Annotated in this window: 23 protein-coding genes and 1 riboswitch; all 23 genes read right to left on the reverse strand. The window is 29.9% G+C overall.

All coding sequences use genetic code 11. From position 1 onward, the window contains the following. Nucleotides 1-4 precede the first annotated feature (4 nt). Nucleotides 5-1,096: a glycine cleavage system aminomethyltransferase GcvT gene (gcvT, locus tag ML436_07450; GenBank protein ID UMT77039.1), complete on the reverse strand. Its 1,092-nt coding sequence runs from the start codon at nt 1,094-1,096 to the stop codon at nt 5-7. Between the two features lie 74 nt (nt 1,097-1,170). Further along, nucleotides 1,171-1,267, reverse strand: a riboswitch (glycine riboswitch). Further along, entirely contained in the window at nt 1,254-1,778 is a 525-nt protein-coding gene (locus ML436_07455; GenBank protein ID UMT77040.1) for a shikimate kinase, read from the reverse strand. It overlaps the preceding riboswitch by 14 nt. After that, the gene (locus ML436_07460; protein ID UMT79501.1) at nt 1,765-1,914 is read right to left on the reverse strand and encodes a hypothetical protein; all 150 of its coding nucleotides are present in this window, start codon (nt 1,912-1,914) and stop codon (nt 1,765-1,767) included. The genes ML436_07455 and ML436_07460 overlap by 14 nt, the downstream gene beginning before the upstream one ends. A gap of 98 nt (nt 1,915-2,012) precedes the next feature. Then, entirely contained in the window at nt 2,013-2,510 is a 498-nt protein-coding gene (locus ML436_07465) for a prepilin-type N-terminal cleavage/methylation domain-containing protein (protein UMT79502.1), read from the reverse strand. Then, entirely contained in the window at nt 2,428-2,727 is a 300-nt protein-coding gene (locus ML436_07470; GenBank protein ID UMT77041.1) for a competence protein ComGE, read from the reverse strand. The genes ML436_07465 and ML436_07470 overlap by 83 nt, the downstream gene beginning before the upstream one ends. Further along, the gene (locus ML436_07475) at nt 2,714-3,160 is read right to left on the reverse strand and encodes a type II secretion system GspH family protein (GenBank protein UMT77042.1); all 447 of its coding nucleotides are present in this window, start codon (nt 3,158-3,160) and stop codon (nt 2,714-2,716) included. Before ML436_07475 ends, ML436_07470 begins: the two co-directional genes overlap by 14 nt. After that, nucleotides 3,138-3,449: a prepilin-type N-terminal cleavage/methylation domain-containing protein gene (locus ML436_07480; protein UMT77043.1), complete on the reverse strand. Its 312-nt coding sequence runs from the start codon at nt 3,447-3,449 to the stop codon at nt 3,138-3,140. Before ML436_07480 ends, ML436_07475 begins: the two co-directional genes overlap by 23 nt. Nucleotides 3,450-3,462: 13 nt before the next feature. After that, nucleotides 3,463-4,533: a type II secretion system F family protein gene (locus ML436_07485; protein UMT77044.1), complete on the reverse strand. Its 1,071-nt coding sequence runs from the start codon at nt 4,531-4,533 to the stop codon at nt 3,463-3,465. Then, nucleotides 4,505-5,479, reverse strand: coding sequence for a GspE/PulE family protein (locus tag ML436_07490; protein UMT77045.1), 975 nt, complete (start codon nt 5,477-5,479; stop codon nt 4,505-4,507). Before ML436_07490 ends, ML436_07485 begins: the two co-directional genes overlap by 29 nt. 51 nt (nt 5,480-5,530) lie before the next feature. Next, entirely contained in the window at nt 5,531-6,154 is a 624-nt protein-coding gene (locus ML436_07495; protein UMT77046.1) for an MBL fold metallo-hydrolase, read from the reverse strand. Further along, nucleotides 6,151-6,480, reverse strand: coding sequence for an MTH1187 family thiamine-binding protein (locus tag ML436_07500; protein ID UMT77047.1), 330 nt, complete (start codon nt 6,478-6,480; stop codon nt 6,151-6,153). Before ML436_07500 ends, ML436_07495 begins: the two co-directional genes overlap by 4 nt. Further along, entirely contained in the window at nt 6,480-7,466 is a 987-nt protein-coding gene (locus ML436_07505) for an ROK family glucokinase (GenBank protein ID UMT77048.1), read from the reverse strand. The genes ML436_07500 and ML436_07505 overlap by 1 nt, the downstream gene beginning before the upstream one ends. Beyond that, nucleotides 7,466-7,666 (reverse strand): DUF910 family protein, encoded by a 201-nt coding sequence (locus tag ML436_07510; GenBank protein UMT77049.1) that lies wholly within the window; start codon nt 7,664-7,666, stop codon nt 7,466-7,468. Before ML436_07510 ends, ML436_07505 begins: the two co-directional genes overlap by 1 nt. Beyond that, nucleotides 7,647-9,110 (reverse strand): rhomboid family intramembrane serine protease, encoded by a 1,464-nt coding sequence (locus ML436_07515; protein ID UMT77050.1) that lies wholly within the window; start codon nt 9,108-9,110, stop codon nt 7,647-7,649. The genes ML436_07510 and ML436_07515 overlap by 20 nt, the downstream gene beginning before the upstream one ends. Before the next feature lie 11 nt (nt 9,111-9,121). Continuing rightward, nucleotides 9,122-9,661 carry a 5-formyltetrahydrofolate cyclo-ligase gene (locus ML436_07520; GenBank protein UMT77051.1) on the reverse strand — a complete coding sequence of 180 codons (540 nt, stop codon included), beginning with the start codon at nt 9,659-9,661 and terminating at the stop codon, nt 9,122-9,124. A gap of 211 nt (nt 9,662-9,872) precedes the next feature. Beyond that, on the reverse strand, nt 9,873-10,022 hold the full coding sequence (rpmG, locus tag ML436_07525; protein UMT77052.1) for a 50S ribosomal protein L33: 150 nt from the start codon (nt 10,020-10,022) through the stop codon (nt 9,873-9,875). 111 nt (nt 10,023-10,133) lie between these two features. After that, nucleotides 10,134-12,209, reverse strand: a complete 2,076-nt coding sequence (locus ML436_07530; protein UMT77053.1) for a penicillin-binding protein 2 — start codon at nt 12,207-12,209, stop codon at nt 10,134-10,136. A gap of 120 nt (nt 12,210-12,329) precedes the next feature. Beyond that, nucleotides 12,330-12,929, reverse strand: coding sequence for a superoxide dismutase (locus ML436_07535; protein ID UMT77054.1), 600 nt, complete (start codon nt 12,927-12,929; stop codon nt 12,330-12,332). Nucleotides 12,930-13,210: 281 nt separating this feature from the next. Beyond that, on the reverse strand, nt 13,211-13,621 hold the full coding sequence (locus ML436_07540; GenBank protein UMT77055.1) for a transcriptional repressor: 411 nt from the start codon (nt 13,619-13,621) through the stop codon (nt 13,211-13,213). Then, on the reverse strand, nt 13,608-14,471 hold the full coding sequence (locus ML436_07545; GenBank protein UMT77056.1) for a metal ABC transporter permease: 864 nt from the start codon (nt 14,469-14,471) through the stop codon (nt 13,608-13,610). The genes ML436_07540 and ML436_07545 overlap by 14 nt, the downstream gene beginning before the upstream one ends. A gap of 40 nt (nt 14,472-14,511) precedes the next feature. Beyond that, a complete protein-coding gene (locus ML436_07550; protein ID UMT77057.1) occupies nt 14,512-15,297 on the reverse strand; it encodes a metal ABC transporter ATP-binding protein in 786 nt (261 codons plus the stop codon). 125 nt (nt 15,298-15,422) lie between these two features. After that, a complete protein-coding gene (locus ML436_07555; protein UMT77058.1) occupies nt 15,423-16,313 on the reverse strand; it encodes a deoxyribonuclease IV in 891 nt (296 codons plus the stop codon). Between the two features lie 9 nt (nt 16,314-16,322). Then, complete coding sequence (locus tag ML436_07560) at nt 16,323-17,669, reverse strand: DEAD/DEAH box helicase (GenBank protein ID UMT77059.1); 1,347 nt, start codon at nt 17,667-17,669, stop codon at nt 16,323-16,325. Between the last annotated feature and the right edge of the window lie 49 nt (nt 17,670-17,718).

Here is a 17,718-nt window from a genome sequence, read left to right on the forward strand (position 1 = left end):
TTAATTATTTATCAATTTGATTTTTCTTAACAATTTTCGCTTTTAATTGACGCTTACGAACTTGAACAAGTAATTCTCTACCCATTTCAAATTCATCCCTTTTTATCATTGCTAGAGCAATTGATTTACCTGATGATGGTGATTGAGTACCTGAAGTTACTTCGCCAATAACATTGCCATCTAAATCCATGACTTCATAACCAGTTCTTGCAATTCCTTTTTCAAGTAATTCTAATCCCACCGTTCTTCTAGGCGCACCATTTTCTTTTTGATCTTTTAAAACTGATTTACCAATAAAGTCAGCTTCAATGAGCGGTTTGCTCGCAAATGCGATACCACCCTCATAAGGTGTGATTGATTCAGTTAAATCTTGTCCATGTAGAGGTAATCCTGCTTCTAATCTTAATGTATCTCGAGCACCTAATCCACACGGCAATACGTTATATTCTAAAAGCCCATCCCAAATTTTTTCTGTATCATTAATATCACAATATATTTCGAAACCATCTTCTCCAGTATATCCAGATTGAGATAAAATGACGTTTGTCCCAAATAATTGAATATCTTTTTTGAATTCGAACATACCCATATCAGTGACATCAACATCTACTAATTCATTGATTAAGTCTCTTGCTTTTGGTCCTTGTATCGCTAATTGACCATATTGATTTGATACATTTTGAACTTCAACGTCAAATTGGTCTTTATGTTTTAAAATCCAATTATAATCTTTTTCAGTATTAGCAGCATTGACAACTAGTAGATATTTGTCTTCAGCTAATTTGTATATTACTAAATCATCTATAATGCCTCCTTCTTCATTGCATAAAGCAGTATATAATGCCTTAGAAGAAGTTAAATTATCAGTATCGTTTGAAAATAAATATTGTACAAATTGGCTAGCATCTTTACCTGTCACTTCAATCTCACCCATATGACTTACATCAAAAAGGCCAATTTCGTAGCGAACAGCATTGTGCTCTTCTTTAATACTTGAAAACTGAACAGGCATAGCCCATCCACCGAATTCTACAATTTTAGCACCTCTATCAACATAATTTTGATATAAAGGTGTTTGTTTTAAATCACTTGACATTGAAATACCCCCTTAAAATTAAAAAAACAGGATAGCTTTTGCTACCCTGTTTATAAATCACAAATTCAGGAACGCGTTACAGTATTATCCTTTTGCCTGAGAGTTTCGTAAAAATTACTTGCACCTTCGGCGATAGAGTCTAACAGCTCTATTCTCTCTAATACTGATCACTCGCATTTATTAAATTTAGCAATTCATAATATATTTCTGAAATCGATAGCAGATTACTATCTAATTTCTTGAATGCGATTTCATTATATCTTAAAAACCGAGAACAATACAAGTCATTTAATTGCTCTAATGTCTTATTGCTAGCATTCGGACGATGTGGATCGTGATTTATTCTGTTGAACAAAATTTCGATTTCACAATCTAACCATATAATTTTTTTTTGATTTTTCAAATAATTGAACGCATCATTACTTTCAATGATTCCTCCACCCGTAGCAATAATATCTGCAGTATTAACACACTCTTGTAAATATTTAAATTCTAGTTCTCTAAAATAACGTTCACCATTCTGATTAAAGATTTCTGGAATTGTTAATTTTTCTTTTTCTTCAATATACAAATCAAGATCAACAAAATTCAAATTTTGTTTTTCTGCAATATATTTGCCAATTGTCGACTTACCACTACCCATGAAACCAATTAATATAATTGGTGCTTTATTTAGCTCCATGTCCTTCCCCTTCTTTCAAAAGCAAAACAATCTTGTTTTTATAGTCAATTTCTAAATTATGTAATGTCTTTAATTTTAAACTATACTGACTAATATAAAAAGTGAAAATCGCAAAATAAATTGCAGTAAGCATCAATAAAAATGGTGTAACATAGCCGTTTTGTCGTAAACTATTAAATTTTATTGGTACATTCACAACCTTTATCAATTTTTAACATCAATTAATAGACGAACTTAAACAAATATTATTTTGTTACGTATTAATGCACCTTCTTTTAATGAAATTGATATTCGCAAAATAGCATCTTGACCTTTATCAATCGAAAAAGATTGAACATTGTTTAACATTGTTATATTCCCCTTATCATTAACTGTTTTTATAATTTTATTATTCAATAATTTATACTCAATTTGCTCATTTGTTTTATTAATATGAATAGTATGGGGTTTGATTTCAATTTGTTTTTTATCTATTGTTTTAAAATCTTCAATTAAGTCTCTCGCAAAGAATTCAAAATCAACACTCGTTAAATCTTTGCTCTCATTTAAAAATGTCTTACTTATTTTTATTGTGTCAGGTACAATGAGTAAAATAATACTTATAACCATCATCGCTAATATCATTTCAATTAACGAAAAAGCCTTTACATTAATACTGAATACATTCTTTAAATTTTGAAGAATTTTTATTTTTAATTGCGCAAATTTGTTTATTATCCAACTTAATAACATATTCTCCAATTATAACTCCTTTTTTTAGCTTATTTTTACTATTAGTGGAAGCTGCAGTTAAAATAGTCTTTGATACATCTATACTTTTAACTTCATTATAAAAATTCATACGCATTTGATTCATCATTGGTATTAATACTAAACAGATTAACCCAACTAACATAAGTGCTGCCATGCCATCTAAAAATAATGATGCTTTGAGCTTACAATTTTTCATAACGAATTCTTCCTTTTTCAATATGAAATATTACTCTATAGATCCTGTTGTTTATTTCTATAGAAATGCTCCCGAACTTATTAATGTTGCCATGTTTATCAAAATAAATCGAATCCACTTTTGCAACATTAATTATTTTTCCAACTTTTAACTTTAAATAATAGAACTTATTTTTCTCAACAACTTTAATTGTGTCACTGTTTTCATAAAACCGTACATTAATAAAATTTTGATTAGCGATTGCTTTTGATTTAAGATAATTCAATTCAGTAATTAATGAAATGATATTAGTTTCATCATTGATAACTTTGAAGTCTCTTAACCTATTTGATGTCATAGTCAATAAAAGAAAACTACTAACAATCATCATTACAACAAGCATTTCAATAAATGTAAATGCCTTTTGTTTTCTAATTTGCAATGGCTTCTCCATTACTTATCGATATTATCTCGCCAGATTTACATGTTTTTTGTGCTTCTTTAATAAACCCATCAGCTACTAATTCATCGATTGAAGAGGGATTTCTATTGTGTTTCAATGCGTATGCTTCGATTTGACTATTAACCATTTTTACCTGCGCATTACATCCAGTAGCTTGGATATGAGATGTTTGTTTAGCAATGTTAGGAATGATTAACATTAATAATAAGCTTATAATTAACAGAACTAATAACATTTCTATTAAAGTAAATGCTTTTGCTTTTTTAATAACTTTCAACATATTATTACCTCCACTAGTTAATACTTTGCATCATCTGAAACATAGGTAACATGATCACTAAATAAATTGCGACAATAAATAGTCCTAAAATTAAAAATAAAATCGGTTGAATAATTCGAGTTTGACGTATGGCTTTTTCTTCAAGTTGATTTACTAAAATTTGAGAATACAATCTTAGCTCAACTTCTAATTTTCCTCTTTTTTCACCTTGCTGTATAAACTTAATTAATTGTGGTTTAAAACATTTTAAGTTCGATAAAATTTCAGGCAAACTATATCCCTTTTCTGAAAATGTTAATAAATATTCACCTAGAAACTGTCTAAATGGATCACTACTATGATTGATATAAACATCAACGATAGATTGAAGTGTTATACCGTTTTTATAGAATAAAACTAATTCATTTGTGACAAAATATGTTTTAAACAACTGATAATAACTAGATAAAATCGGTATCTTCATCATAAAGTTGATTTTACATAACATCGTTAGTCTGTTATAAATTAATTTAATTGTAATAGTTAAAATCGAAATAAGAAAAATTGTTATTAATATTAAAGAAGGTAAACTGGAGATAAAAAAGGAAAGTGCTTTTTGAAATGTTGATAATTTAATATTCATTGAAGTATATAATTGTTGGAATTGTGGAATAACAGTGATATTCAATATCATAATCATTCCTATAAATATCGAAACTAACACTATAGGGTATTGCAAAGTTTTTAATAATCTTTGTTCAGATTTTCTATTTATCTTCATAAATTTCACTGTTTCATCTAAGATATCTACAATATTACCAAACCTTTCTGCTAAGTATATTTGCATTACTATAGTATCACTATAGCCTATCATAGCTAATATTTTGCTGCACGAAGCACCATTTGAAATTTCACTAAGAATCTTTGACGATAATTCTTTATCTTTGTATTTAATTTGAAGGTTTAGAAACTGAAAGCTTTGATATAAAGTGAACCCATATTGAAGTAAATTCTTTAAATTTACCATTAGGTCTATTTGTTGTGATTTGTTTAGTTGTCGTTTCTTAGAATATTCTTTAAATATACTTATCCATTGTACTTTCACAAATGACACCTGCTTTTGTCATATCATCAAGTTTTGTTTCTAGTTTTTTAAATGATGTAGGTAATGAATGATTATGTGAGAAAAAATACTGAAGTTGTTGTTGTGATAATATTTCACACACTAATTGTCGTTCCTGTTTAATTGTAGTAACAAGTCTTTGATTTATAATTAAATTAGTTGCTTGTATTAGTTCTTGTACTGAAATCCCCATTTCTAATAATCTTAAAATTGCACCTTTGCAATCTGTTGCATGTAAGGTCGTGAGAACTAGATGACCACTTAAACTAGCTTGGATAACGCATTTAGCTACTTCTTTATCTCTAATCTCACCTATAAGAATCACATCTGGATCACATCTTAATATCGCTTTAAATGAATTCACATAATTAATCCCAGCTTTTTCATTTACGTTTATTTGAACTATTCCAGGAATTTGTATTTCTACAGGGTCTTCAATAGAAATAACATTTAAATTTAACGCTTTATTAGCGTATGAGACCATTTGATACATTAAGGTACTTTTACCTGAACCAGTCGGACCACTAAATAACAAAAGACCTTGTTTCTTATTCATTAAATGTTTAAAATCATTAAACTTATATGTTGATTTTGTTTGTTGAAAATACTGAGGAACTATTCTTATCACACAACTTTCTTGGCCAAGTGATAATGGCAATGTTGAAATTCTTAAAAAATAAATTTTATTAAAATGGTAACTATATCGACCACTCTGTGCAACTTGTTGCGTAGAAACATCGAGTCCAGCTTGAAATTTCATATAAACTAATAACTTTTGATAAATGCTATTTCCAATTACTTCATAATGTTCCAAGTTGTCATTTATACGAAATTTAATACTCACTTCATTTTTAACAGGTATAAAATGCACATCACTCGCTTTCATTTCTATAGCTTTATTGATTATCTCTTGAAATAAAATCTTCATAAAAATACCTCCTACATATATTCACGTAGAAGGTATTTTTATTACTCTATTTTATCCATGTAAAAATGGATTTAATTGTTCATCATCAACCGTCGTATATGGACCATGTCCAGGGAATAAAGGTAAATCGCCTTCTAATTCAAAAATTTTATCTTGAATAGAATCAACTAGTGTCTCATAGTCACCTTTATATAAATCTGTACGTCCGATTCCATTATTAAATAATGTATCTCCAACTACTGCGAATTCATCGAACACATATGTTAAACTTCCTGGTGAATGTCCAGGTGTGTGTAACACATTAAACTTAAATCCTTCTATTTCTGCGCTACCTTCGTTTAACTTTTCAGGAGTTACCTTACTTGTAATAATTGGTAATCCATATTGCTTAAATTTATCTGCACCATTTTTAACTGGATCCTTTAAAAAATCAAACTCTGATTCATGCATATAAACCGGTACATCGAATCGATCTACTATATCATCGACTGCTCCGATATGATCAAAGTGTGCATGTGTAAGTAAAATAGCTTTTAACGGTTTATTTATTTGATTTAATTTTTTAATAATTTTTTCACTTTCACCTGATGGATCAACTAAAATAACAGCTTTATCATTTTCGATGAAATACGTATTAGTATCAACTAAGCCTAAAGTTAAGCTTGAAATCCTCATAGGTTTTCACCACTATTTTCTAAATGCTTTTGTACTGATGTTAATTTATCATTCATTTTTCTAGATTTGTCTCGTCGGTCATCAATACGAATATTTGTGCAAACTCTACTTAAACCTTTATCAAATGGTAATTCATGTATGACCTGAACAACCTCTAGCAAATCGCTTAATTCACCTTCAATTAATGTATTCATAGGAGTTAATTGAAAATCAATTTTCCCCATATCTTTATATTCTTGAAGTTTTTTCTGAATATCTGCAATATATTTACTAACACTCGGACCTTCCGTTCCAACTGGAATAACAACCACATCAACAATAGCCATTATTTTACCCCCTCTTTATCTAATACATAGGTCTTAATTAATCCTGCTGCTCCTGTAATACCTGCATCATTACCTAATTTAGCTTGTACAATTTCAGTTTCAAATTGTGCCGGTTTAAATGTTAAATTATGATATTCTGTTTTGATATTTTCAATTAAGATTGGTCCTGCCGTCGACATCCCTCCGCCAAGGACAATATATTTAGGGTTACTTGTTACACTTATAATACTACATAAGTATCCAATATAGTTTGCTACTTTTTCAGTTATAAAAATACAGAACTGATCACCCGCTTTGGCAGCATCAAAAACAGCCTTAGCTGTAACTTTATTCTCTTTAATTAATTCTAAAATTGAAGATCTAAAAGTTAATTTTGGATAGTAGAAATTAACTAAATTGACAACTCCTGTGGCAGATGCAACCGTTTCAATGCAACCAGAACGACCACAATTACATTTGAATCGTTGATCAAAATCCGCTCTAAAATGTCCGATTTCTGCACCAGAACCATTATGTCCATGAACGATTTCACCATTTGAAATGATACCTCCACCAAGACCTGTTCCAAGTGTAATTGCTACAACATCATCAGCACCTTCACCTGCACCTTTATGTTTTTCCCCTAAAGCAGCAATGTTTGCGTCATTATCAACAAAAACTGGACAATCAACAAACTGTTCAAATATTTCACGCACATTTACTTTTCCTGGCCAATATAAATTAACTGCACCGTTAACTGTGCCATTTTCAAAATCAACTGGACCTGGCACACCGATACCTACACCTAACACATTAGAAAAGGTATAATTATTGGCATCAACTTGTTCTACAAATGAATCATAGATACCTTTTAATAGTGTATATCCTGTACTATCAGTTGTATCTGTATGGATTGACCATTTATGTAATTGTTCTAATTCAGGTGTAAAAATCCCTAATTTACAAGTTGTTCCGCCTACATCAGCTGCTAAAATAATTTTTGTCATTACTGTTCATTCCTTCTCTGATTAATTATCAACGTACATTTCAAATATTCTTCCTTGGATATAAGTTCATATTGATATAGTGATGAAATTTCTTGCTGAATCATTTCATACATATCTTGTGGATTTTTAAAATATATTAGAAATCCATAACTTTTCAATAATTGTTGCACATCATAAAAGTTATTTATTTTTCGACTCATGTGATTTAGTCAACTCTTTTTCTAAGTTAATATAATCTGTATTTTTAGGATCTGTATTTAGTGCTTTACGCACAAATTTTAATGCCTTTTCATCATCATTTAATGAACGATTTGCAATTGCTAACTCAAAATTTAAAATTCCTGATTTAGGAAACATTCTAAGTCCTCTCTCCCATTCAGTCATTCCTTCAGATTTAGAGTTTTGAGTCGCCATAATCATGCCACTTAAATAATAAGTTTGATCATCTGCATAGTTTTTATTGATTGTTTGTTTAACAATATTTTGAGCATTATCATAATTGCCACTAAGCATATCATCCTTAATTAGCTTATTATAAATATTATCTTCTTTAATTGTAAATATTCTAATTTGAAGAGCTATAAATATAACTAATAATGCTATAAGTAAAGTCCAAAACATTTTACGATTTACATTAAAGTAATAGCCAATTAATGTTATTAACAAACCACCTACAAATCCACCAATATGCGCTACTATATTGATATTGGACATAAATAATGACACACCAATCAAAATTACTAATGCTATCATCAATTGCCCTAACATTTTTTTATTAAATGTCTTAGAAACATACATCATTGCAAAAATTGAGCCAATCAATCCAAATATAGCACCACTTGCACCAACTGATATTGTTGTCGTATTGAACGATAACGATACAAAGTTACCAAATAATCCTGCTATAAAATAAATACTTAGCATTCTCCATGAACCAATAATTGCTTCGACTATTTTACCAAAAATAAACAATGAAAGCATATTCATAAGTATATGTTCAAAACTAAAATGTAAAAACATAGATGTGATAATTCTATACCATTCACCATGTACGACATTAAAATGCACAAGTCCACCAACATCTAGAAGTTTCACATCAGAAAAATTATTTAAATATAAAATCATACATAACCATATTAAGACATTAACAAATATTAACATGTATGTTGCCGGTGAAAATTTCTGCATATATTTATCTAAAAAATTATCAGTTAATACTTTACGTTTATAAAACATATATGTTTTTTTATCATTATCTTCAGAAATCATTTTAGCCAAAATAAAATTCGGCATTTGTTTAATTAAATCTTTTGTGCTTCTTATAATATTAAATTTAATTTTAATCGGCGCAACTTCATTTAATTGTTCTTCTGAGAATGCTGCTTCTGTAAAATAATAAAATTCAAAACTTTGTGGTTCAAAAGATATAAATTCAGCGATTTCTTTTTTATGGTCTAGAACTTTCGCTTTATCGAAGCGCATTTCCTGAGTAGAATTAATGTGTTGCTTAAAAATAACAACTTGTTTTTTTCTTTTATGTGCTAACCAAATTTCTTGGTCATCTTTCTCCCTACTAACGATATCGAAATTTAAGTACCTAATCCAATAATAAATTGTCTTCCAAAATTGTTTGTCTATGTTCATTTAGTCCTCCACTATGCTGATTTATATATAATCAGTTTATCGACTGCTTGATCAAATGATTCTGGTTCAAAAGATGTTAATTGAAAATCATATAGTAAGCTTATTGTCTTCATCTGGTATTTAGCTAAAAATTTATCATAATAGCCACCACCGTAACCTATTCTATAGCCATCATTTCGAAAACCAACACCCGGCACAACAACTAAATCCATGGTGTTTGTAATTTCACCTTCTGAAGTCGAAAAATAAATTCCTTTGCTATCAACTTCAATATCGTCTAGATTAAATATTTCTTTAAAAGTCATTTGACGATTTGAATAATCCATTTCTGGTACAAAAACACGTTTATGTTGTTTCAATGCATGTGAAATGATTGAGAAAGTATCTACTTCATGTTTGAATGAAAGAAACAATGCAATTGTCGTTGCCTCTTTATATTCACTAGTTTCAAAAAATTTATTAGCTAGCCATGTGTCAGCCTTTTGCTTTTCATGTTTATTAAATTTTTTCATTTTATGTAAAATTGTTTGCCTAATCTCTTTTTTAGTCACACCATCACCCACTTTATTCAATACTATTATATCGTTTATAACTATTCATGTCATTAAGTTGCCCTATTGAATTATGCGACAATTCTAAAATTATTTACATAATTCATTTAAATAATCTAGTGCCTTGTCACAAAGTACAAATAAAAAGGTGAAACCTCGTTTAGTTGAGATTTCACCTTTTTTATTGTTATTTAAATTTAAAATTCAATGATTATTTAGTTTCACGGTGTAAAGTTTGTTTGTTTTCACGTGAACAGAACTTTTTCATTTCAACACGTTCTGGATTATTTCTTTTGTTTTTAGTTGTAATGTAGTTTCTGTCACCACATTCCGTACAAGCTAATGTTACGTTTACGCGCATGGCTATTCCTCCTTATCATTTCTAAATACGACTTTATTATTATACCAACATCTATAATATTTGCAAAGTTAAAATTTTACAACCATGTGCTTATTTAGTAGACATTAAGCTTTATTTATCTTTGTCTTTATCTTTAACATCCTTACCAAGTTGTTTGAAATAATAATTAATGACATCTCTACCTAGGTCTCCACCAGTTAACCATGGTGGTGGTACTGGTTGATTCGTATAGACAATTGAAAATGCTAGTTTCGGATCATCAATTGGAGCATATCCAATATATGTTGAGTTAACTCTAGGTTCACCATTTTGGAATACCTCGGCCGTACCAGTTTTACCAGCAGATGGTACAACAGTATCTTTAAAACTTACATAACCTGTTCCATCTTTTTCATTAAATGCCATTTTAAAACCTTCTTGAACTTGTTTGATTTCTTTTTCAGTATTATTAACTTTATTTAATACTGTTCCAGTGATTTTCTTTTTAAGCGGACCAACTTCATCTTTATTAGTTGATTCATGAATTGTTAAACCGATATGCGGTTGAATTCGATATCCATCATTTGCAATTGTCGAAACATATTGCGCCAACTGTAATGGTGTATAAGTATCATACTGACCAATTGATAAATCAAGATAATTACCTGGATTATTAGTTAATGGCTCAATTTGACCGCGTGTCTCATTTGGTAAATCGATTCCTGTTTTAACACCTAAACCTACTTGATTAAGACCTTTTCTTAATTTCTGTGCAGGAGAACTTATATCTGAAGGTAAAGGCATGCCAGAATAATATGGATCGCCAGCTAACTTCAGGGCTGTTTTAAACATATATACGTTAGATGAATGCATTAATGCTTGTTTATCATTAATTGAAACATGACCATTTTTATTAAAATAAGATCGTTTAGTCAAACCACCTTGGAAATGTAAAGGTTCATCGACCATTGTCTCTCCAACTTTAATCGCCTTATTTTGATAACCAGCTAGTAATGTTCCACCTTTTACAGATGAACCAACTGCAAATTGTGATGTAAATGTACCAATATCATAATCAGTCATTTTACCATTTTTATTAATTTGTTTTCCTGCTATAGCAAGTATATCTCCATTTTTTGGATTCTGAACAACTATCATAGCATTATCCATATCTTTAGCGCCTTGACTTCGAAGCTTCTTAATTTGCTTGTCAAGTAGCGCTTCGACCTCTTTTTGTAAATCAATATCTATTGTCAGTTTTAAGTCTTGACCACGAGCACCTGGATTTAACACTTCAGATGATGTCACTTTACCAGATTTATCTGTTGTATATTTCATCTCTTTTTTCTTACCACGTAAAACATCTTCATACTGATATTCTAAATAAGATTTTCCAACGCGATCATTTCGAGAATAACCTTTAGATAAATATTGTTCCGTTAATTCTTTTGGAATACCTTCTGATGGTGTAGAAACATCTCCAAATATACCTCTTAATGTATCACCATATGGATATTTTCTATCCCAATCCATTGCAGTATTTACTCCTGGTAACTTTGAAAGTTGTTGTGAAACCGCTGCATATTCCTTTTCACTAACATCTTCATTTTTTATCATTTGTGGATCTAATACAGTTCCTGCATTCATTTCCCTATAAATTGCTAACACTTGTAAATCTTTTGAAGATAGTTCATCAAGTTGTGTTTTTCCAATTTTCGATAACAGTTGTTTATCATATTGGTCTTGCTTAATACTGCCATCAGCTAGCATTGATTGTTCTTTTGTCATCAGGGCCTTCGCTTTTTTAGGATGTAATTGAATCCAAAAATCTTTTTTATCTCTTTCTGTAACTTTCTTCGTATCCATCTTAATAAGCTTTGATAACTTTTCAGCCGTATCTAACATTTCTGATTGCGTTGTTTTACGACCGCGAGTATATGTAATAGCCATTTTAGATGCATTATCTACTAAAACTTTTCCATTTCTATCTAAAATACGACCTCTTGGCACAGACTCATTTACAGTAATATTTTCATCATTTTTAATAATTTGTTTGTAATGAGAGCCTTGTGCAATTTGTAAATAACCTAAGCGTAGTACTAGTACTGCAAAAATAAATACAATCACACCAAATATAAAATTGATTCTTTTATTAATTGTATTTTGAACGATTTCATCATTTGATTTTTCTTTTAGCCTTTTTAACAAAACTACCTACCTCTATTCAAAGTCTTTCACTTTAAATGATATATGAATTTCAAAATTATTTCTATCTTTTTGACAAAAAAATAACGGTCTCATTAAAGAGACCGAAATAGTTATTTCTAATTATTTTGCAGCATTGTATAATTCGTCAACTTTTTCCCAGTTAACAACATTCCAAAATGCGCCAATATAATCAGGACGTTTGTTTTGATATTTTAGGTAATAAGCGTGTTCCCATACGTCTAAACCTAAAATTGGTGTTTTTCCTTCTGTTAATGGGTTATCTTGGTTTGGTGTAGTAACGATTTCTAACTGGCCATTGTTAACTACTAACCAAGCCCAACCTGAACCAAAGCGTGCAGCTGCTTTGTCAGCAAATTCTTTTTTGAATTCATCTAAAGAACCCCATTGTTCTTTAATTTTTTCTACTACAGTACCTTTTTCTTCTGAGTTTGGTGATAGTAATTCCCAGAATAATGAATGGTTTAGATGTCCACCACCGTTGTTACGTACAGCTGTTTGAATATTAGCTGGTACACTGTCTAAATTAGCAACGATTTCTTCGATAGATTTAGATTCTAAATCTGTACCTTCGACTGCTGCATTTAATTTCGTAACATAAGTGTTGTGATGTCTGTCATGGTGAATTTCCATAGTTTCTTTGTCAAAATGTGGTTCTAATGCATCAAATGCGTATGGTAATTTTGGTAATTCAAAAGCCATAAATAATCATCCTCCTAAAATGTCTGTAAGTAAATAATAACAAGCAGAACGTGCTTCAACAAAGAATTTGCTTAAATTTGCCCACTTGTTATTTTGTCTACTTATTTAATATAACTCAAAACAAAAATAATTAAACATTTTACTTCAAAAAAGTTAACATAATTACCATAAATCATACGAACGGAGTATGATTTTAAAACTTCTATACATTTTCCAATAAAAATAAAAAATGAGATTTATGCATTTATCTGACCAAATGTACATAAATCTCATTTTTAATATTAATCTTGGCAAGTTTCACATATACCATAAACTTCAAGTTTATGTTTGTGAATATTAACACCTGGAAGTGATAATTTTATTTGATCAATTGGACAATAATCTATCACTTTTGTATCTCCACATTTTTCGCAAATAAAATGATGATGATGATGTTTTGTACATGCAATTCTAAATTTCATTTCACCATCAAGTTCTGTGCTTTCGATTATCCCTAAATCTTTAAACAAATGTAGATTTCTGTAAATCGTATCAAATGAAATACCTGGATAATTTTCATCCATAACTTGTTGTATATACTTAGCATTAATATATTTATCTTCTTCAACGAAAATATCTAACATATCTTTACGTTTGTCTGTATATTTCAAACCGTTCTCTTTTAATATTTTAATAGCATCATTTGTATTCATTGATATTAGCCCCCTTTTTAAACTTCATTCGCATTTTCTGATAAGCCATTGTAATCATGAGTATAATAACAAGTAATACTACAATTACACCACCTGGAGAAATATCCATATAAAACGCTAGAACTAAACCTAAAATAACTGATAATTCTCCTAAAAAAACACTCAGTAATATCAACTGTTTAAAACTTTTAGTTAATCGCATACTTATAGCAATTGGCAATGTGATTAGCGCACTAACTAATAATATCCCTACTACACGCATTGAAGCTGAAATAACCATTGCTACAATAACAATAAATAAAAATTGAATCCATTTTGGAATACCGATGACTTTACTATACTCTTCATCAAATGACAATATGAATAATTCTTTATAAAACAATGTAATAAATAACACAACTATCACTGCAATAATAATAATCGTAGTTAAATCACTTATGTTTACTGCACTAATGGAACCAAATAGCAAACCTACGATTTCTTGATTAAACCCATCAGCTAATGATATAAAAATCGCACTTAAAGCAATACCTGCACTCATTATAATGGGAATTGCTATTTCTTGATATGCAGTGTAAGACGTTCTTAATTTTTCAATTAATAATGCACCAACGATTGCAAATAATATTCCAAACCACATTGGATTAATAAAAACAAGTGTCGGCATTACAGTTAATATAAACATACCAAATGAAATACCACCTAATGTTACATGACTTAATGCATCAGCAATAAGTGAAAGTCGTCTTACAACAATAAAAGCACCAATTAAAGGCGCAATAAAACCTATTAAGATACCACTTATTAAAGAGTACCTCATAAAATCAAAATTTAGTAATGCATCTATCAATTTTGACACGCCTTTCCATTTTATTTATAAACATACTTTATTAATTACAACATTCTCGATTATGTTGATGATCGACAAAACGTACAGGATGTCCATAAATTTTTGAAATTTCTACTTCATCAAGTGATTTAAATTCATCTGTTGTTCCATGAAAATGTAAATGCTTGTTTAAACATGCAACTTCTGTTGCTGTATCTGCTACCACTCCAATATCATGTGTAACTAATATAATAGTAATTCCTTCTTGTTTTAATTGATCCAAAGTTTTATAAAATTCATTTACATGTTTTGCATCAATACCATTTGTTGGTTCATCTAGAACAAGTACTGCAGGCTCAGAAATTAATGCACGTGCAATCATTACACGTTGTTGTTGTCCCCCAGATAATTCTGCTATGTTTTTGTGAATCAAATCAGCTATATTCAGTCTTTCAAGCACTTTTATAACTTTTTCATTATCATCATTATTAAATGTTTGAAATAGTCGTTTTGTTTTAGTTAAACCACTTAACACAACTTCTTTAACACTTGCTGGAAAACCAGAATTAAATGCATTTGCTTTTTGTGATACATAACTCAATTTAATAGAAGTCTTTGTATTTTTAAAATTTTCACCCTCTACAAATATTTCGCCACTTTGTAAAGGTAGTAAACCTAATATCAATTTAAGTAAGGTTGATTTCCCAGCACCATTAGGTCCGACAATTGCTAAAAATTCACCTTTATTTATTTTGATGTTAATATTTTCTAACACCTTTTTATGATCATAATTATAATCGACATTTTTCAATTCAAAAACTGGTGTCATCGTATTCTCACCTCGCATTCAACTATACAACTCCTAGTAACATATGTAAACAGTAATGTTTACGACTGGTATTTATACATAATAAAGAGACATGCCCCTTTCAAGTTATAGTTTACAATCCACTTGAAAGGAGCATTATCAATTTATTGTTCCATTACTTTATTTTTAAGTTCTGGATCAAATTGTTGTTGTTTTAACATTTCAATTTCTAATTTATAAGGTGGTTTTTTATTTTTCTTATCTTCACCAACATAAGGTGTTTCTAAGATTTTTGGTATATCTTTAAAACTATTGTGATGGACGATATAATTTAACGCATCAAAACCAATATATCCGAAACCAATATTTTCATGTCGGTCTTTTTGAGCACCACGCTCATTTTTAGAATCATTTACATGTACAACTTTAATTCTATCAACGCCAATGATTTTATCAAATTCGTTTAATACACCATCAAAATCTTCTTTGATATTATATCCAGCATCATGAGTATGACATGTATCAAAACATACTGATAATCGTTCGTTGTTATGAACACCATCAATGATTCGTGCTAATTCTTCAAATGAACGGCCTATCTCTGTACCTTTACCCGCCATTGTTTCAAGTGCGATGCGAACATTATTGTCATTAGTTAATACTTCATTTAATCCTTCGATGATTTTGTTAATTCCAGCATCTACGCCAGCACCAACGTGTGCACCTGGATGCAACACAATATCTTTTGCACCTATTGCTTGTGTTCTTTCAATTTCTTGTTGCAAGAAATCCACACCAAGATTAAATGTTTCTGGTTTAGTTGTATTTGCAATATTAATGATGTAAGGTGCATGAACAACAATATTAGACAAGCCATATTTTTCCATTACTTCATGACCTTTAGTAATATTTAAATCTTCAATACTTTTACGGCGCGTATTTTGTGGCGCACCTGTATATATCATAAATGTTGTTTCCCCATAATCATGCGCTTCTAATGCAGAACCTTCTAACATCTTTTTACCACTCATTGAAACATGTGATCCTAATAACATTAAATACACCTAACCTTTTTTGTTTTGTTTACGCTTTTGTCTACTCTGTTGTTTACTAAATTGTTTACGTTCTTGACGTTTCATTTTTTCAACTTCTTGTTTAAATTTCTTTTTATATCCAGGTTTAACTTTGTTTTTAATTTTACTTCTTACTTTATTTTTCACTTGATTTGTTAAATGATCATCTTTGCGCATTCTAGCCTGACGCTGGTTATGTGCTTTAATTTCTTTTAATTCACCGTCTTTAATATCAACAGTATTGAAAACAAAACCACGATCTTCAATTAATGAAATATTTGGCTCTTCGTCTGGACTATATAGCGTGATTGCTACACCTTTATAGTTACCACGACCCGTTCTACCAACTCTATGCGTGAAGAAATCAATATCATTTGGCACGTCGAAATTAATTACATGACTAACACCTTCAATATCAATACCTCTTGATGCTAAATCACTCGCAATTACATATTGAAATTCTAAATTACGAATACGTTTCATTTGCTGTTTACGCTCACGAGGTGTTAAACCACCGTGAATCATTCCAACTTTAATACCTGCTTCATTTAAAGAACGCGCTAAATCATTAGCATTATCTCTACTATTACAGAAAATAATACATAAGTATGGATTTAATATATCTATTAAATTTAAAGTTTTTTCAACTTTTGCAGCACCCTTTGTTGGGATTAAAAAGAATTCAATGTTCTTTTTATTTTGCTTATTACTGTCAACAGCTACAAATTCTGGATGACTTAAATATTTATTTAAAAATGGTTGTAATTGTTGTGGAATTGTCGCACTAAATACTGCAATATTCGCCTTATCTTCAAGTCTTGCAGCAATATAGTCTACATCTTCTATTAATCCTAAGTCGATCATAAGATCAGCTTCATCAATAACTAAATAGGATGCTAAGTGAACATGTAAATGCCCAGTTTTTGCTAAGTCATTAATTCTTGTTGGTGTACCAATAATTAATTGTGGTTGTGTGCTACAACGTTGTTTATCTTTTTCAATGTCTGTGCCACCAATGAATAATTTTACTGAAACACCACTTTTAAATTGGCTTAAATGATTCGCAGCGTCGTATAATTGTTGTGCAAGTTCTCTTGTTGGTGCAACTACTATTGCTTGTGGTTCTTTAATTTCGCTATCAATTAACTGCATTAATGGTAATAAAAATGCATGAGATTTCCCTGTACCTGTTTGAGATTGACCAATTAAATTAGTTCTCTTTAATATTCTTGGAATAATTCGATTCTGAATTTCAGTTGGCTTTTCAAAATTAAGGTCTTTCACAGCGTCAATTAAACTAGATTCTAGATTAAATTGTTCGAATGGATGTTTTGCCATGATTTGGCCTCCTTATATGTTCATCTTTACTATTATAAAGTATAAATGT

The sequence above is a fragment of the Staphylococcus roterodami genome (genome assembly GCA_022493055.1).
In the GTDB taxonomy this organism is placed as follows: domain Bacteria; phylum Bacillota; class Bacilli; order Staphylococcales; family Staphylococcaceae; genus Staphylococcus; species Staphylococcus singaporensis.

What these genes read in the sequence shown, in the direction of transcription:
- gcvT (UMT77039.1), bottom strand. Translation starts at nt 1,096, where the DNA reads ATGTCAAGTGATTTAAAACAAACACCTTTATATCAAAATTATGTTGAT.
- ML436_07455 (UMT77040.1), bottom strand. Translation starts at nt 1,778, where the DNA reads ATGGAGCTAAATAAAGCACCAATTATATTAATTGGTTTCATGGGTAGT.
- ML436_07465 (UMT79502.1), bottom strand. Translation starts at nt 2,510, where the DNA reads ATGTTATTAAGTTGGATAATAAACAAATTTGCGCAATTAAAAATAAAA.
- ML436_07470 (UMT77041.1), bottom strand. Translation starts at nt 2,727, where the DNA reads ATGAAAAATTGTAAGCTCAAAGCATCATTATTTTTAGATGGCATGGCA.
- ML436_07475 (UMT77042.1), bottom strand. Translation starts at nt 3,160, where the DNA reads ATGGAGAAGCCATTGCAAATTAGAAAACAAAAGGCATTTACATTTATT.
- ML436_07480 (UMT77043.1), bottom strand. Translation starts at nt 3,449, where the DNA reads ATGTTGAAAGTTATTAAAAAAGCAAAAGCATTTACTTTAATAGAAATG.
- ML436_07490 (UMT77045.1), bottom strand. Translation starts at nt 5,479, where the DNA reads ATGAAGATTTTATTTCAAGAGATAATCAATAAAGCTATAGAAATGAAA.
- ML436_07495 (UMT77046.1), bottom strand. Translation starts at nt 6,154, where the DNA reads ATGAGGATTTCAAGCTTAACTTTAGGCTTAGTTGATACTAATACGTAT.
- ML436_07500 (UMT77047.1), bottom strand. Translation starts at nt 6,480, where the DNA reads ATGGCTATTGTTGATGTGGTTGTTATTCCAGTTGGAACGGAAGGTCCG.
- ML436_07505 (UMT77048.1), bottom strand. Translation starts at nt 7,466, where the DNA reads ATGACAAAAATTATTTTAGCAGCTGATGTAGGCGGAACAACTTGTAAA.
- ML436_07510 (UMT77049.1), bottom strand. Translation starts at nt 7,666, where the DNA reads ATGAGTCGAAAAATAAATAACTTTTATGATGTGCAACAATTATTGAAA.
- ML436_07515 (UMT77050.1), bottom strand. Translation starts at nt 9,110, where the DNA reads ATGAACATAGACAAACAATTTTGGAAGACAATTTATTATTGGATTAGG.
- rpmG (UMT77052.1), bottom strand. Translation starts at nt 10,022, where the DNA reads ATGCGCGTAAACGTAACATTAGCTTGTACGGAATGTGGTGACAGAAAC.
- ML436_07535 (UMT77054.1), bottom strand. Translation starts at nt 12,929, where the DNA reads ATGGCTTTTGAATTACCAAAATTACCATACGCATTTGATGCATTAGAA.
- ML436_07540 (UMT77055.1), bottom strand. Translation starts at nt 13,621, where the DNA reads ATGAATACAAATGATGCTATTAAAATATTAAAAGAGAACGGTTTGAAA.
- ML436_07550 (UMT77057.1), bottom strand. Translation starts at nt 15,297, where the DNA reads ATGCGAGGTGAGAATACGATGACACCAGTTTTTGAATTGAAAAATGTC.
- ML436_07555 (UMT77058.1), bottom strand. Translation starts at nt 16,313, where the DNA reads ATGTTATTAGGATCACATGTTTCAATGAGTGGTAAAAAGATGTTAGAA.
- ML436_07560 (UMT77059.1), bottom strand. Translation starts at nt 17,669, where the DNA reads ATGGCAAAACATCCATTCGAACAATTTAATCTAGAATCTAGTTTAATT.